Origin of the sequence: Senegalia massiliensis, assembly GCF_009911265.1 — a bacterium.
GTDB lineage: Bacteria > Bacillota > Clostridia > Tissierellales > SIT17 > Anaeromonas > Anaeromonas massiliensis_A.
Genome location: NZ_QXXA01000004.1, coordinates 33,445 through 48,845, shown reverse-complemented (window position 1 = coordinate 48,845; position 15,401 = coordinate 33,445). Strand labels below are relative to the sequence as shown.

The following is a 15,401-nucleotide window of genomic DNA, read 5'->3' as shown; positions in this document are numbered from 1 at the left end:
AGATGGAGAACACAAAGAATTTATTTAGAATGTTGCCTAAAGTTGATGATATATTAGAAAAAGAAAAAATTCAAATTGCATTAGAATACATTCCTAGAAATATAATTTTGGAATCCATAAGAGAATTTTTAGATGAAGTAAGGAATGATATTTTAAATTCTAAAATTTTAAAAGAGGAATTAGATAATAGAATCAATGACATATCTCAAATAATAATAAAAAAAGCTAAATATAAAATAAATCCTAAATTAAAAAGAGTTATAAATGGAACAGGTACAGTTATTCATACTAATCTTGGAAGATCTTTAATTTCTAAATCAATAATGGAAAAAGTAGTAGATATAGCATCTAATTATTCAAATTTAGAGTATGATTTAGAAAAAGGAGAAAGAGGCTCTAGGTATAGTCATATAGAAGATATTATATGTAGAATAACAGGTGCTGAATCTGCTTTGGTAGTTAATAATAACGCTTCTGCAGTAATGTTAATATTAAACACACTAGCTAAAGGTAAAGAGGTAATTGTTTCTAGAGGAGAGTTAGTTGAAATAGGAGGTTCTTTTAGAGTTCCAAGTGTTATGGAACAAAGTGGTGCTACTTTAGTTGATGTAGGTACTACTAATAAAACTCATAAGTTAGATTATGAAAATAACATAAATGAAGAAACTGCTATTTTGCTTAAAGTTCATACAAGTAATTATAAAATTGTGGGATTCACTGAAGAAGTAGATTTAGAAAGTTTAGTAAAGATAGGCCATTCAAATAATATTCCAGTAGTAGAGGATATAGGTAGTGGTGTCCTTGTTGACTTAAGTAAATATGGATTAAGTTATGAGCCTACAGTGCAAGAATCTATAAAGAGTGGAGTAGATGTTGTAAGCTTTAGTGGAGATAAGTTATTAGGAGGTCCACAGGCAGGAATAATTGTAGGAAAAAAAGACTTAATAAATAGGATGAAAAGAAATCAACTTACAAGAGCTTTACGAGTTGATAAGATGACTTTAGCAGCACTTGAGCTTACTCTTCGTGAGTACTTAGATGAACAAAAAGCTATAAAAAGTATAGAAACATTAAATATGCTTACTATGGATATAAGAAAAATAGAAGAAAAGGCAAATAAGTTATACAATTTATTAAAACATATAGAAAAAGTAGAATGTAAAATAGAAGATGATTATTCTCAAGTAGGTGGAGGAGCATTACCTTTGGAAAAAATAAAGACTAAGGTAATAAGCTTATACTCTAAATCAATAAAGGTTGGTGAATTAGAAGAAAATCTTCGATTATTTAATCCACCTATAATAGGAAGAATAAAAAATGATAAGTTATATATAGATTTAAGAACAATAAAAGAAGATGAGCTTGATATAATATTTGAAGGGATAATATCTTCTATAAATGATTAAGAGGTGTTTAGTTATGAAAAACGTTATTATAGGAACAGCAGGACATATAGATCATGGTAAAACTACTCTTATTAAAGCACTTACGGGCAGAGACACTGATAATTTAAAGCAAGAAAAAGATAGGGGTATATCAATTGAATTAGGATTTACATACTTTGATTTACCTAGTGGTAGACGGGCTGGAATAATAGATGTACCAGGACATGAAAAATTCATTAAAAATATGCTAGCTGGAGTTAGTGGTATGGATGTTGTTATTTTAGTAGTAGCAGCAGATGAAGGAATGATGCCACAGACTATAGAGCATTTAAATATACTTAATTTATTAAATATAAAAAAGGGAATAATAGCATTAACTAAGACAGATACTGTAGACAACGAATGGATTGAACTTGTAAAAGAGGATATATATGAAAGTGTAGAAAATACATTTTTAAAAGATGCTAAAATAATAGAAGTGTCCTCTACAAAATTAGAAGGAATAGATGAATTATCAAGGCAAATAGATTATTTGACTAGTGAAATAGAAAACAGAGATTCTAAAAATATACCAAGATTACCTATTGATAGAGTATTTACACTTACTGGTTTTGGAACTATAATAACAGGGACTCTACTTCAAGGGAGTTTAAAAGTAAGTGACGAGGTAGAAATTTATCCTAAAGGATTAAAAGCTAGAATAAGATCAGTACAAGTTCATGGTGAAGATACTGATATAGCTTTAGCTGGACAAAGAGTAGCAATTAACTTAGTAGGAGTTAAAAAATCTGAAATTGAAAAGGGGAATATTATATCTTATCCGGATTCTATGGTTAATACAAGAATGATAGATGTAAAATTAAATTTATTAGAAAACTCTCCGTGGATAATAGAAAATAGAACAAGACTTAGATTGTATTTAGGAACTGAAGAAATATTATGTAGAGCAATTTTGCTAGATAAAGAAAATTTAACTCCAGGTGAAAGTGGATATGTTCAATTAAGACTTGAAAACATTACTTCTTCAAAAATAGGCGATAGATTTATTGTTAGATTTTATTCACCTATGACAACTGTTGGTGGTGGAATTGTACTGGATAATAACCCTACTAAGAAAAAGAGATTTAAAAGTGATATAATAAAAGAGTTAAAGGCAAGGGAAACTGGCAATAAAGAAAAAATATTAGAAGAAAGTATAAAAGAAAAAAGTAGAAGTTTCCCTTCAACAAAGGATTTATCAATTGAACTTGTAACAACTGAATCAGAAATAAAAAATAACACAAATAAGTTAACTCAAAATCAAAAAATAATTAAATTTACAATGTCTGATGGTGAGCACTATATTCATATAGATTATTTTGAATATATAAAAATGGAAATTATTGAGTTTTTACAAAAGTATCATGAAAAAAACTCTCTAAAAAAAGGCATTTTAAAAGAGGAAATAAAAAGCAAGTATTTTTCTAATATTAAACCTAAATTATCAGAATTGTTTATTGATAAACTTATATATGATAATATTATTAAACAAGATAATTTATATATATCTTTAAATAATTTTCAAATAAAATATAATGAAAAAGAAAAATCTATCAAAGATAATATTTATGATTTAATATTAAAAGATAAATTCAATCCTCCTAAAATAAATGAATTAATAAAAATTTTACAACATAAAGAAGAAGAAGTATTAAAGGTGATAGATTCTTGTATTCAACAAGAAGGGATAATATTATTAGATGAGGATATTATAATATCTAAACAAGCATATGATAACTCTTTAGATATTATAAGGGATTATTTAAATAAGAATAGTTCTATTTCTTTAGGTGAATTTAGAGATCTTTTAAATACTAGTAGAAAATTTGCTATGGCTCTATTAGAAGATTTTGATAGAAATAAATTTACTAAAAGAATTGAAGATAAGAGAATAATATATTAAAATAAATTAAAAGAATAATATTAAATTTAATATTTTATTCAAAAATTAAGTAGAGGTGAAAAAATGGCTAATAAAATACTAATTGTTGATGATGAAACCTTATTAGTTAAAGGTTTAAAATATAGTCTTGAACAAGATGATTATGATATTGATACTGCATTTGATGGGAAGGAAGCTTTAAATAAGGCATTAAACAAGGAATTTGATTTAATAATATTAGATCTTATGTTACCAGAGATAGATGGATTAGAAGTTTGTCAAAAAATTAGAGAGACTTCATCTGTACCTATAATAATGCTTACTGCTAAAGGGGAAGATATGAATAAAATCCTTGGATTAGAATATGGTGCGGATGACTATTTGACTAAACCTTTTAATATTTTAGAATTAAAGGCTAGAATAAAGGCTATATTGAGAAGATCTACAAATAAACAATCTAAGTCTCATGATCAAGTGATACAAGTAGAAGAATTTACAATAAATACTCTAGGAAGAAAAGTTTCTATAGGAGATAAGGAAGTCAATCTTACTGCTAAAGAGTTTGACTTATTACTCTTATTAGCTACAAATCCGGGTAAAATTTTTACAAGGGAAGAGCTACTTGAGATTATTTGGGGATATGAATACTTTGGTGATTTAAGAACAGTTGATGTTCATATTAGAAGATTAAGAGAAAAAATAGAAAAAAATTCTTCACAAGCTGAGTATATCCTTACAAAATGGGGAGTGGGTTATTATTTTAGGAGTAAGAAAAAATAAAAAAACAAAATTTATTAGCATAAGGTGGAAACTTGTTTCCACCTATTTGTTATTAGTAATAATATTGTTATTAGTAATAAATGTTTTTATAACTAGAACAATTACTAATATATATTTAGAAGAAAAGAAAATTGATATGCTTGCCAAAACTAATATAATAGCAAATGATATTGATTATTATACTAATTCTAATTCTAACTCTATAATATATGAAATAACTAAAAATGAAGTTATAAATTATGGCAAGGAAATTAATTCAAGGATTATTGTTGTAGATGAGGATGGCAATGTAACTATTGACTCAAAAGAAGAATTTAGAGGACAAGAATTTGAACATAAAGAAATTAACTCAGCATTAAAAGGTAAGAATATTTCTAATGCTTATAATTTTAAAGAATATGGACATTTATTATATACATCAGTTCCACTTATTATAAATGGCAAAATAGAGGGAGCAGTACTTACATCTACTTCAATAGATAATATCTTTGTGAGAGTTAATAGTATTAAAAATGCACTATATTGGATATCATTTTTAAGTGTTATATTTGTAGCTATAATTAGTTTCATATTGGCTAATATTTTCTCAAAACCTATACAAAAATTTACTAATGTAATATTAAATATGGCACGAGGAAATTTAAATCAAAGAGTTGAAATTCATTCAAATGATGAATTTAATCAACTAGCTAATGCATTTAATATAATGAGTACAAAATTAGATCAAGTTGATATTCAAAGGAAAGATTTTGTAGCTAATGTTTCACATGAACTTAGAACACCTCTTAGTTCTATTAAATTATTATCAGAATCACTTTTACATCAAGATACAGTTGATGAGAAAGTATATAAAGAGTTTTTATCAGATATTGATTCAGAAATAGATAGATTGAATAATATAATTGACGATTTATTATCTTTAGTTGATTTAGATAAGGAAAAATTAAACTTAAACTACAAAGTAACTTATATAAATCATTTATTAGAAAAAATCATTTCAAGATTAAAGCCTATTTCTGAAGAAAAAAATATCGAATTGAATTATATTGAAAAGGCAAAAATTCAATTAAATATTGATAAAAATAAGATACAGCAAGCTATAATTAATATTATTCATAATGCAATTAAATATACTCATGAAAATGGAAATGTAGATGTTATATTATATTCTGATAATAAAAATGCTATTATTGAAATAAAAGATAATGGAATAGGTATACCAGAAAAAGATTTAGAACATATTTTTGAGAGGTTCTATAGAGTAGATAAGGCTAGAACTAGAAATACTGGTGGCACTGGATTAGGACTTTCTATAGCAAATCAAATAATAACATTACACCAAGGTAATATAGAAGTAAAAAGTGAAATAAATAAAGGAACAAAATTTTATATAAAGTTACCATTAGATAATAATGTATCTTTAGATTAAGGAAGGTGATATTGTGAAAATTTATTTTAAAAATATAAATATAATAATAATTATTATATTTATAGCTATTATAATCAGTGGATGCCAAACTTACGATGATATGTCAAATTCAGATAGTAAGTCCCCAATAATATCTCCTCATCCTTTAGAAAATAATTTTGATGCTATACTCTATTACTCTGATAAGTATAATGAAAAATTAGTAATGAAAAACAAAAAAATCAAAGATATAACAAAAAATATAGAATTAGAAATATTAGAAGAATTAATAGGTGGTTTAAATGGAAAAAATATAAATAATTTAATTCCTAAAGAGACTAAGATACGTTCTATTGATATTGAAAATCAAATTGCATATATAAATTTATCAAGTGATATAATAAAAGAGAACTTATCACCTAGCGAAGAAGTATTATTAACTTATTCTATTGTAAACACTATTACAGAGCTAGATTCTATAAAAAGTGTACAATTATTAATAGATGGTGAAAAAAAGGAATTTTTATCAAATGTAATGAATATAGAAAAACCATTACAATATAGTGAATTATTAGTAGAGGACAAATTTATAAATCCATTTGATACAATAAAAGATTATTATGATATGTTAAATAATAGAGAAAGTTCTAAATTAGCTTCATTATTTAAAAATACAGATAAAAAAAGTCGAGTATATTATGAAATACAATATATAGATAAAAATATAAAAAAATATAATATTAAATCATATAAATTAAATAATTACAAAAAAGCTTTATTAGTTGATGTTGAGGTTGAAGCTATTACAAATGATGATAAAAAGGTAAAGTATAATAAATTATTTAGTATGGAATATTCAGATACTCAATTAGAAAAAACTTTTAAAATAAATGAAATATATTAATGTAATTTAATATTTAAACTTATTCTTGACAAGTAAAAAACTTATGTTATACTATATTAGTATTGAAAATAATAAGGGAGTAGATGGGTGCTGGTGTGCCTTCTGGTCTTCAAAACCAGTTCGGGGCGTTAGGAGCGTCCTGGGTGAGTTCGATTCTCACATATTCCCGCCAATTTAAACGCCTATGGCGTTTTTTTATTTGGTTTTTTTAAAAAAAGTTGATATAATAGTTATATCATAAAGCTAAATTGATTATATATTTAGTGAAAGGAGTAATAAATGAAAACTAAAAAAGTTATGGTGTGTGTTACTCAACAAAAAACTTGTGAAAGACTTATAGAAGGTGGAAATAATAAAGTTGATAAAGAAAATGATGAGTTATATGTTATTCATGTAGTAAATGAAAATGATACTTTTCTTTATGAAAACAATGATAGTAGAGCATTAGAATATCTTTTTAGAGTTTCAAAAGCTGTGGGAGCAGACTTAACTGTAATTAGATCAAAGGATGTAATTAAAGCAATAGTTGACTTTGCAAAGGATAAAAGAATAACAAATATTGTAATGGGAGAATCTCCATCTGGAAAAGATCAGGAAAATAGCATAGAAATAAACTTGAAGAATAAATTACCTAAATGTGATTTTTCAGTTATTTAAATAATTTTTATTCAGTTTTTTTAGAAAGGGTATATATATTATAAATTTAATAAAGGGCTGAGGAAAATGAGTAGATTTATTTATAAATTAAGCATGATACCCAAATTTTTTAAAGACAGAGATGTATCTTTACCTAAAAAAGCATTAATTGTTCTTGCAGCAATGTATTTAGTATTTCCATTTGATATTATACCTGATCCTATTTTATTTTTAGGGTGGATAGATGATATTGTTATATTTTTATATACATATAGTAAATTATCAGATTATCTAGAAAAATATATACCTAAAAAGAAAAATGTAGTTAATTTCAAGAATAAAAATGTAGTAGAAGATGTAGAATATGATATAAAAGATAAAGAATAAAAAATAGGCCATATGGCCTATTTTTTATTATATATAGTAAATATATGTGGTATTTTGTTATGAATATTTTCAAAGTCTGCTTTAACTTCTGATATTTCCCAATTTTCTTTTTTAATATTAGGAAAGAAAGTATCTGCTTTAAATTCTTTAAATAAATGAGTTATATATAAAGTATCTGCATATTCCATAAATTGATTATAGATAGATTCTCCACCACATATAAATACTTTCTTATTCTTTAAATTTTGTCTTGTGAGCGTTTTAAATATATTGTCTATACTATTGCATACTATTACATCGTTTAACTCATTATAAGAGTTTTTATCTTTTCTAGTTAATACTATAGTTACTCTATCTGGAAGAGGCCTTTTAGGTAATGACATATAGGTATCATATCCCATAATTAAAACATGTCCCTTAGTTATATTTTTAAAATATTTAAGGTCCTCAGGTATATGTGTTAATAGTTTATTTTTATAACCTATTCCAAAATTTTTATCTACTGCTACAATCATATTTATATTCATAATTATCTCCTTATATTGCAAGTTCAAAATTTAGTTGAGGCTTAATTGGATCATAATTTTGCATTTTAAAATCATTTATTGTAAATTCATAAAAATCATTTTTATCTGTATCAAGTATTAATTTAGGTTGCTTATCACTAGGAGTTCTCTTTAAAAGTTGTTTTGCTTGTTCAATATGTCTATCATAAATGTGAAGATTTTGAACTAAATGAGTAAATATACCAGGTTTATAACCTGTAGATTTTGCAACCATCATTAATAGTGCTACATATTGAATTTTATTTATATGTCCAGCTACGAGGTAGTCGTTACTTCTTTGCACTAATGTCATATCTAAAAATTCACCTCTAACTGTCCAAAGAGTCATGAAAGCACAAGGGTGTAATCCTTTACTTTCTTCAAAATCACTATATTGATACAAGTCCATAATATGACGTCTACCATAAGGTTCATTTTTTAAACCATCAAGCAATTTATTCATAAGATCATATTTTTTAACAGTAGCACCATATCTCATACCGATTGTTCCATCACCAACATTCCAATCATCCCACCAATGAATATTATATTTTTCTTTTAATGTAGAAAGTTCATTAGTTTGATCTTGATATATCCATAATATTTCTTTTATACCACTTTTCCATGCTATAGGTCGAAGTGATATTATAGGAAATTCTCCCTTGGAAATATCATATTTTTCATATGTTTGAGGTATGAATAATGTATGGCTTGGAGTACCATCCTTATAGTGAGGTCTTACTTTTTCATTCTCGGTACTATAACCATTTTCAAGTATTTCTTTTATATTTTCTCTAAATATTTTTTCTGATTTTATCATAATAACCCTCCAGTGTTTTAGAATTAATTATAACATAAGTATGGGTATAAAATAAATATAATATAAATGAGTAAAATATAATATAATATATAAGATAATATTTAAAAGAGGGTTAAATATGTATAATGTTAAAAGTCAGAGTCTAGATAGAGCATTTCAAGAATATGATAAACTAATATCTGATTATCCCATTAAAATTTTTTGGGACATGATGAGTTATGCAAATTTAAAATTAAATAGTAATATATTAGAGATAGGTTCTGGAACTGGGAAGGCTACTAGAAGATTATTAGATTTAAAATTTAATAATATAAACTGTATAGAGAGGGAATATGAATTAGCATCTTATATGAATAAAAGATTTCAAGATAGTATAAATATATATATATCTTCATTTGAAGAATGGCAAGTTCCAAATGAAAAGTATGATATTATAATATGTGCAAATTCTTTTCAATATTTAAATAGAGATATAAGTATGACTAAAATACAAAGTATTTTAAAGAAACATGGGACATTAGCTTTAATCTGGACAGCGTATCCTAGTTTTAATTATTCTAGAGATAAAATATCTCATGTAAAAAATGATATAGTAAATAATTATAAATTCTATGATGTGGAAACAAAAATCTATAATTGGCATAAGATATATACAGAAGAAGAATATATTAAGTTTTTAAATATGCAGAATTATTATTATTTATTAGAAGAAAAGAAGAAGAAGGAAATTTATTATAAAGTAGTAGATAATATTAAAGAAAATAATATAATAAAAATAAATTATGAACTTATATTATTATTATTAAAGAACAGAGAAAATGAATAGGATGAATTATTATGAATTATGTTTATATATTAAGATGTAGTGATGATACTTTATATACTGGATGGACAGTAGATATAAAAAACAGATTAAAGGTGCATAATAGTGGAAAAGGGGCAAAATATACAAGAGGGAGATTACCAGTAAAATTAGAATATTATGAAAAATACACTACTAAAAAAAAGGCAACAAAAAGGGAATATGAAATAAAGCAGTTTAAGAAAGATAAAAAAGAAAAACTAATAAAAGATTTTAAAGTTAAAAATCAAATAAGAGAGGGGTAATAATATGCCAGTAATAAAAGATTATTTTCCAGGTGGAAATACAGGGGAAGGATTTTTTTCATATTATGATTATATTATAGGGAAAGATGCAAATAGAATATTTTTAGTAAAAGGAGGTCCAGGAACTGGTAAATCTTCATTAATGAAGAATATAGGAAGAGAGTTTTACAATAGAGGCTATGATTTAGAATATCATCATTGCTCTTCAGATAACAATAGTATAGATGCTGTAGTTATACCTAAAATAAAAGTAGCAATGATTGATGCAACTTCACCCCATACAATTGCAGCAAAAAATCCTGGAGCAGTAGATGAAATAATAAACATGGGCGACTTTTGGGACACGAAAAAAATGGAAGAGAATAAAAAGGAAATAATATCTGTAAATGAAAAAGTGAGTAATAGTTTTAAAAGAGGATATAAATATTTAAGATCAGCTAAAAATATATTAGAAAATATTATTGATCTTAATTCTAGTTTTATGGATTTTGGAAAGATAAATTTAGAAACTAATCAATTTATTTCTGAATTATTTATGGGTCAAACTTATTCTGATAAAAGAGGGAATGAAAGACATTTATTTGGAAGCTCTTATACACCAGAGGGTTTTGTTAATTATACAGAATCAGTATTATCAAATGCTATAAATATTTATAGCATAAGTGGAGATCCAGGTACAGGAAAGACTACATTATTTAAAAGAATTTATAAGTCTGCTATTGAAAGAGGATTAGATGTAGAAATTTTACACACTCCTTTAATTCCACAAAAGATAGAAACTATATTTATAAAAGATATAAAAGTAGGTATAACTATAAATGAAAAATTCAAAGATAAGCATAAAACATTAAATCTTAACGATTATAGAAATCAAAACCTTTATAATATATATATAGAAGCAATAGAGGAAGATAAAAAAATGGTAGATATGTTAATTGATAAAGCAATAGATAATATTAGAAATTCAAAAGCTTTACATGATGAATTAGAAAAATTTTATGTTCAAAATATTGATTTTGAAAAAGTAGATGAATTTAAAAATACATTAATAAATAGAATTTTACAATATACAAAATAAAAACCCATATGGGTTTTTATTTTGTATATATGATATTATATATATAACAAATTTGATTTTAATAGAGAACTTTTTATTTTAATTACCAGTGGAACAGAAATTGCTATTTTTATCAGATCTGGTATTATAAATGGTAATATTGTCACTTTTATAGTGTCTATATAAGTCATATTTGATAATATGTAAAACTGGACAGAACCAAAAAGATATATTATAACTAGACCAATAAGGAAAGAAATACCATATTGAAATATTTTTTGTTGATTAGAAGTATGACTACTTTTTTCTATAATTAATCCTATAATAAAACTAGCAATAGGAAAACTCCAAATATATCCTCCAGTAAGACCTAACAATATTTGTAATCCACCTGTACCTAAAGAAAATAAGGGAATACCTACAGTTCCTAATAAAAGATATACTATTTGTGATAAGAAGCCATATTTACTTCCTAAAATTGCTCCTGATAAAAATACAGCTAAAATTTGCAATGTAATTGGAACTCCTGATGGTAATGGTATTGATATTTGTGCACAAACAGCTGTTAATGCCACGAATAAGGAAATTAATGTTATATCTCTTGTTTTCATATATTACCTCCAAATATGTATTGTTAACTATAACGATCTACTAATGTTAACAATGTTATAATATAATAAAGTTTAATCATTGTCAACTAAATTCCATTAGATTAGTTAACAAAGATTCATTTAAGGAGTTGATTATAATCAAAGAAAATTTAAATTATATATTGTATTTGGATTCACCTATAGGAATTATAGAAATAGAAGCTGATAATAAATATATTTTATCTGTGAATTTTGTTAAACAAATAAGATTTAAAGAAAAACATAATGAATTAAATTTAAAGTGTAAAAGACAATTAGAAGAGTATTTTGACGGAAATAGAAAAGAATTTTTTATTCCTATTAAAACACAAGGAACCAAGTTTCAAGAAAAAGTTTGGAATGCATTACGAACTATTAATTATGGTGAAGTGTGTTCTTATGGAGATATAGCAAAAGAGATTAATAATAAAAAAGCATACAGAGCTGTAGGAAATGCTAACAATAAAAATAATATTTCAATAATAATACCTTGTCACAGAGTTATAGGTAGTAATGGAAAATTAGTTGGTTATGGTTCAGGGTTATGGAGAAAGCAATGGCTAATAGATCATGAAAGGAAGAATAAGGATGAGTAGAAAAACTAAACATTTAATAATTGTTTCATTTGATGGCTTATCAACTTTAGATTTTGATTATATAAATAAATTACCGAATTTTAAGGATTTTATTAAGGACTCATCATATTGTAAAAATGTATATAGTGTTTACCCAAGTCTTACTTATCCTGCACATACTAGTATAGTTACAGGAAAATATCCTAATAATCATGGAGTAATAAATAATACTTTTTTACAATTAAATACAACTTCTCCTGATTGGTACTGGCATAGAAAATCTATTAAATCAGAAACATTTTATGACATAGCAATACAAAAAGGAATGAAAGTAGCTGCACTTTTATGGCCTGTAACTGCTAAATCAAAAATACAGTACAATATGCCTGAGATATTTGCAAATAGAAAATGGGAAAATCAAATAACAGTTTCTTTACTAAATGGTAGTCCAATTTATCAATTATCAATGAATTTTAAATATGGAAATATAAGAAAAGGCAAATCTCAACCTGAATTAGATAATTTTACAAGTAGTTGTTTAAATTATACATTAGAAAATAAGAAACCAGATATTACAATGGTTCATTTTACTGATTTAGATACTATAAGACATAATTTTGGATTTTATTCTAAAGAAGCCAAAGATGCATTGAAAAGACATGATGATAGATTAGGAAAAATAATAAATACCCTTAAAAAATCAAATATGTATGATGAAAGTACCATTATTCTATTAGGAGATCATAGTAGTTTAAATGAAGATAAAATTATTTATATTAATAAACTTTTTAAAGATAATGGACTTATTGAAGTTAATAATACTGGAAATATAAATAGTTGGAAAGCAATACTTAAAAATTGTGATGGTTCTGCTTATATTTATATAAATAATAATGATATTGCAGTAAAGAAAAAAGTATTAAATGTATTAAATCAATTTAATGATAAATATAATTGTATTGAAGATATATTTTCATCAAGTCAGGCAAAAGAATTAGGTGCAGATGAAAATTGTAGTTTTATGCTTGAAGCAAAAAAGGGATATTATTTTTTAGATAATCATGATAGAAATGTAATTGAATATATAGATAAGAACGATGTAGGACAAGTTCCACATATAACTTTATCAACACATGGATATTCACCTTTTAAAGAAAATTATACAACTGTATTTATGGCAAAAGGAAAAGGTATTAAGAAAAATGTCATATTAGAAAAGATGAATTTGATAGATTATGCAAATACTTTTTCCAAATTATTAGGGTTTGAGATGGAAAATATAGATGGAAGGGCGTTAGATGAAATAATTAATTAATAGGGGGATTAATATGAATAAAATGAATAAACTAGAAAAAAGTTGGATACTTTATGACTGGGCTAATTCTGCTTATACACTTACTGTAGTTTCTACAATTTTGCCTTTATTTTTTAAAATGATTTTAACAGATGCAGGAAAAACTCAATCAATGTCAACAGCATACTGGGGATATATTAATTCCTTAGCTACTTTTATAATTGCAATAATTGCACCTATACTGGGTACAATGGCAGATTATAGAGGATACAAAAAGATATTTTTTGTAAGCTTTGTATCTCTTGGGATATTTGCAACCTTAGGACTTTCTTTTGTTACTACTGGATTATGGCCTATATTATTAATATTTTATCTTATTAGTTCTGTAGGATTTGCAGGGTCAAATATTTTTTATGATGCTTTTCTTACAGATGTTACTACTAAAGACAAAATGGATAAGGTTTCTACATACGGATTTGCACTGGGCTATATAGGAAGTACAATACCATTTATTATTTCTCTTACAATAGTTATACTTTCTCAGATGGAGATTATCTCTATGAGTATGTCTCTTGTATTTAAAATATCATTTATAATAACTGCATTATGGTGGGGTGTATTTTCTTTACCTATGATAAAAAATGTAAAGCAAGTTTATGGTATCAAAAGAGAAAATAAAGTAATGAAAAAAAGCTTTATAAGATTATATAATACCTTTAGAAACATAACAAAACATAAACAAGTATTTATATTTTTAGTTGCTTATTTTTTCTATATTGATGGTGTATCAACTATAATTAAAATGGCTACAAGTTATGGAGCAGATTTAGGTATAGGTATGACTACTCTGTTAATAGTTCTTTTAGTCACCCAATTTGTAGCATTTCCTTTTGCCATTATTTATGGAAAATTAGCAGAAAGATTTACTGCTAGAAAAATGATTATGTTTGGTATAATAGTATATATATTTATTTGTATTTATGCATATTTTTTGGATAGTGCTTTTGATTTTTGGATACTTGCTATACTTGTAGGAACATCTCAAGGAGGAATTCAGGGTTTAAGTAGATCTTATTTTGGAAAATTAGTACCAAAAGAAAATTCAAGTGAGTTTTTTGGTTTCTATAATATATTTGGAAAATTTGCAGCAATAATGGGGCCACTTCTTGTAGGTGGAGTAACACATATTACTGGACAAACAAATTATGGTGTATTTAGTATAATAGTATTATTTGTAATAGGATTATTAATATTTTTAAAAACACCTGTTGAAAAAGAAATTTCAAAAACCAATGTTAAAAACTAATCTCAAAAAATATCTGTAAATTCAAATAATTATATGATATGATGAAATATAATTATTTATTTAGGAGTGATATTTTGAATAGGGAAGAAGCTTTTGAATTATTAAAGGAATATGTTAAAGAAGATAGTCTTATAAAACATTCACTTGCAGTTGAATCAAGTATGATAGCTTATGCTAAATATTTTGATGAAGATATAGAGAAATGGTCTATATCGGGATTATTGCATGATATTGATTTTGAAATGTGTCCAGAAGAGCATCCTTATAAAGGTATAGAAATTTTAAGGGATAAGGGAATAGGTGAAGATATAATACATGCTATAAAGGGACATGGGTCAAAAGAAGAAGAAAGAAATTCTCTTATGGCAAAAACATTATATGCTATAGATGAATTATCTAGCTTCGTGGTAGCATCAGCACTTGTAAGACCTACTAAATTTGAAGGTTTAAAACCTAAGTCTGTAAAAAAGAAATTAAAAACAAAATCTTTTGCTGCTGCAGTAGATAGGGATCAGATAAAAGAGAGTTCACAAGATCTAGAAATGGATTTCAATGAACATTTAAATATTGTAATAGAAGGTCTTAAAAATAGAGAAGAGGAACTTAATAAAGAAGGATTAAGTTTATTATAATAAATAAATGGATAA

At 25.3% G+C, this 15,401-nt stretch carries 17 protein-coding genes and 1 tRNA gene; 15 read left to right on the top strand and 3 right to left on the bottom strand.

What is annotated here, in order from left to right:
• Positions 1 to 2 precede the first annotated feature (2 nt).
• From selA to D3Z33_RS02420, 8 genes are all read left to right on the top strand, one after another.
• Positions 3 to 1,406: an L-seryl-tRNA(Sec) selenium transferase gene (gene selA / locus D3Z33_RS02455; protein ID WP_160196202.1), complete on the top strand. Its 1,404-nt coding sequence runs from the start codon at positions 3 to 5 to the stop codon at positions 1,404 to 1,406.
• Between the two features lie 13 nt (positions 1,407 to 1,419).
• Positions 1,420 to 3,327, top strand: coding sequence for a selenocysteine-specific translation elongation factor (gene selB, locus D3Z33_RS02450; protein ID WP_160196201.1), 1,908 nt, complete (start codon positions 1,420 to 1,422; stop codon positions 3,325 to 3,327).
• Positions 3,328 to 3,390: 63 nt separating this feature from the next.
• Positions 3,391 to 4,086 carry a response regulator transcription factor gene (locus tag D3Z33_RS02445; protein ID WP_160196200.1) on the top strand — a complete coding sequence of 232 codons (696 nt, stop codon included), beginning with the start codon at positions 3,391 to 3,393 and terminating at the stop codon, positions 4,084 to 4,086.
• Between the two features lie 46 nt (positions 4,087 to 4,132).
• Positions 4,133 to 5,515, top strand: coding sequence for a sensor histidine kinase (locus tag D3Z33_RS02440; RefSeq protein ID WP_243153398.1), 1,383 nt, complete (start codon positions 4,133 to 4,135; stop codon positions 5,513 to 5,515).
• A gap of 13 nt (positions 5,516 to 5,528) precedes the next feature.
• On the top strand, positions 5,529 to 6,398 hold the full coding sequence (locus tag D3Z33_RS02435; protein WP_160196199.1) for a GerMN domain-containing protein: 870 nt from the start codon (positions 5,529 to 5,531) through the stop codon (positions 6,396 to 6,398).
• 75 nt (positions 6,399 to 6,473) lie between these two features.
• Positions 6,474 to 6,570, top strand: a tRNA-Sec gene (locus D3Z33_RS02430).
• A 107-nt stretch (positions 6,571 to 6,677) separates the two neighbouring features.
• Positions 6,678 to 7,055 (top strand): universal stress protein UspA, encoded by a 378-nt coding sequence (locus D3Z33_RS02425; RefSeq protein ID WP_160196198.1) that lies wholly within the window; start codon positions 6,678 to 6,680, stop codon positions 7,053 to 7,055.
• Positions 7,056 to 7,148: 93 nt separating this feature from the next.
• Positions 7,149 to 7,421, top strand: coding sequence for a YkvA family protein (locus D3Z33_RS02420; RefSeq protein ID WP_201750413.1), 273 nt, complete (start codon positions 7,149 to 7,151; stop codon positions 7,419 to 7,421).
• Between the two features lie 17 nt (positions 7,422 to 7,438).
• Here the strand turns inward: D3Z33_RS02420 and D3Z33_RS02415 are convergent, their stop codons facing one another.
• On the bottom strand, positions 7,439 to 7,948 hold the full coding sequence (locus D3Z33_RS02415) for a dihydrofolate reductase (RefSeq protein WP_160196196.1): 510 nt from the start codon (positions 7,946 to 7,948) through the stop codon (positions 7,439 to 7,441).
• 10 nt (positions 7,949 to 7,958) lie between these two features.
• Entirely contained in the window at positions 7,959 to 8,786 is an 828-nt protein-coding gene (locus tag D3Z33_RS02410) for a thymidylate synthase (protein WP_160196195.1), read from the bottom strand.
• Positions 8,787 to 8,904: 118 nt separating this feature from the next.
• Here D3Z33_RS02410 and D3Z33_RS02405 point away from each other — a divergent pair, with 118 nt between their 5' ends.
• From D3Z33_RS02405 to D3Z33_RS02395, 3 genes are read left to right on the top strand one after another with little or no spacing between them, the layout of a single operon-like run.
• Complete coding sequence (locus D3Z33_RS02405; protein ID WP_160196194.1) at positions 8,905 to 9,612, top strand: class I SAM-dependent methyltransferase; 708 nt, start codon at positions 8,905 to 8,907, stop codon at positions 9,610 to 9,612.
• An 11-nt stretch (positions 9,613 to 9,623) separates the two neighbouring features.
• Positions 9,624 to 9,893 carry a GIY-YIG nuclease family protein gene (locus tag D3Z33_RS02400; RefSeq protein ID WP_160196193.1) on the top strand — a complete coding sequence of 90 codons (270 nt, stop codon included), beginning with the start codon at positions 9,624 to 9,626 and terminating at the stop codon, positions 9,891 to 9,893.
• Between the two features lie 4 nt (positions 9,894 to 9,897).
• Positions 9,898 to 10,971, top strand: a complete 1,074-nt coding sequence (locus D3Z33_RS02395; RefSeq protein ID WP_160196192.1) for a PRK06851 family protein — start codon at positions 9,898 to 9,900, stop codon at positions 10,969 to 10,971.
• Between the two features lie 35 nt (positions 10,972 to 11,006).
• Here D3Z33_RS02395 and D3Z33_RS02390 read toward each other — a convergent pair whose 3' ends face one another.
• Positions 11,007 to 11,561 (bottom strand): biotin transporter BioY, encoded by a 555-nt coding sequence (locus tag D3Z33_RS02390; protein WP_160196191.1) that lies wholly within the window; start codon positions 11,559 to 11,561, stop codon positions 11,007 to 11,009.
• 137 nt (positions 11,562 to 11,698) lie between these two features.
• Here D3Z33_RS02390 and D3Z33_RS02385 point away from each other — a divergent pair, with 137 nt between their 5' ends.
• The 4 genes from D3Z33_RS02385 (at position 11,699) to D3Z33_RS02370 (ending at position 15,386) form a co-directional block, all read left to right on the top strand.
• A complete protein-coding gene (locus D3Z33_RS02385) occupies positions 11,699 to 12,175 on the top strand; it encodes a methylated-DNA--[protein]-cysteine S-methyltransferase (RefSeq protein ID WP_347561208.1) in 477 nt (158 codons plus the stop codon).
• Positions 12,168 to 13,469: an ectonucleotide pyrophosphatase/phosphodiesterase gene (locus tag D3Z33_RS02380; RefSeq protein WP_160196190.1), complete on the top strand. Its 1,302-nt coding sequence runs from the start codon at positions 12,168 to 12,170 to the stop codon at positions 13,467 to 13,469. Before D3Z33_RS02385 ends, D3Z33_RS02380 begins: the two co-directional genes overlap by 8 nt.
• 13 nt (positions 13,470 to 13,482) lie before the next feature.
• Positions 13,483 to 14,754, top strand: a complete 1,272-nt coding sequence (locus tag D3Z33_RS02375; protein ID WP_160196189.1) for an MFS transporter — start codon at positions 13,483 to 13,485, stop codon at positions 14,752 to 14,754.
• A 74-nt stretch (positions 14,755 to 14,828) separates the two neighbouring features.
• Positions 14,829 to 15,386 (top strand): HD domain-containing protein, encoded by a 558-nt coding sequence (locus D3Z33_RS02370; protein ID WP_201750410.1) that lies wholly within the window; start codon positions 14,829 to 14,831, stop codon positions 15,384 to 15,386.
• Positions 15,387 to 15,401: the final 15 nt, after the last annotated feature.

What these genes read in the sequence shown, in the direction of transcription:
- selA (WP_160196202.1), top strand. Translation starts at nt 3, where the DNA reads ATGGAGAACACAAAGAATTTATTTAGAATGTTGCCTAAAGTTGATGAT.
- selB (WP_160196201.1), top strand. Translation starts at nt 1,420, where the DNA reads ATGAAAAACGTTATTATAGGAACAGCAGGACATATAGATCATGGTAAA.
- D3Z33_RS02445 (WP_160196200.1), top strand. Translation starts at nt 3,391, where the DNA reads ATGGCTAATAAAATACTAATTGTTGATGATGAAACCTTATTAGTTAAA.
- D3Z33_RS02425 (WP_160196198.1), top strand. Translation starts at nt 6,678, where the DNA reads ATGAAAACTAAAAAAGTTATGGTGTGTGTTACTCAACAAAAAACTTGT.
- D3Z33_RS02420 (WP_201750413.1), top strand. Translation starts at nt 7,149, where the DNA reads ATGATACCCAAATTTTTTAAAGACAGAGATGTATCTTTACCTAAAAAA.
- D3Z33_RS02415 (WP_160196196.1), bottom strand. Translation starts at nt 7,948, where the DNA reads ATGAATATAAATATGATTGTAGCAGTAGATAAAAATTTTGGAATAGGT.
- D3Z33_RS02410 (WP_160196195.1), bottom strand. Translation starts at nt 8,786, where the DNA reads ATGATAAAATCAGAAAAAATATTTAGAGAAAATATAAAAGAAATACTT.
- D3Z33_RS02405 (WP_160196194.1), top strand. Translation starts at nt 8,905, where the DNA reads ATGTATAATGTTAAAAGTCAGAGTCTAGATAGAGCATTTCAAGAATAT.
- D3Z33_RS02400 (WP_160196193.1), top strand. Translation starts at nt 9,624, where the DNA reads ATGAATTATGTTTATATATTAAGATGTAGTGATGATACTTTATATACT.
- D3Z33_RS02395 (WP_160196192.1), top strand. Translation starts at nt 9,898, where the DNA reads ATGCCAGTAATAAAAGATTATTTTCCAGGTGGAAATACAGGGGAAGGA.
- D3Z33_RS02390 (WP_160196191.1), bottom strand. Translation starts at nt 11,561, where the DNA reads ATGAAAACAAGAGATATAACATTAATTTCCTTATTCGTGGCATTAACA.
- D3Z33_RS02380 (WP_160196190.1), top strand. Translation starts at nt 12,168, where the DNA reads ATGAGTAGAAAAACTAAACATTTAATAATTGTTTCATTTGATGGCTTA.
- D3Z33_RS02375 (WP_160196189.1), top strand. Translation starts at nt 13,483, where the DNA reads ATGAATAAAATGAATAAACTAGAAAAAAGTTGGATACTTTATGACTGG.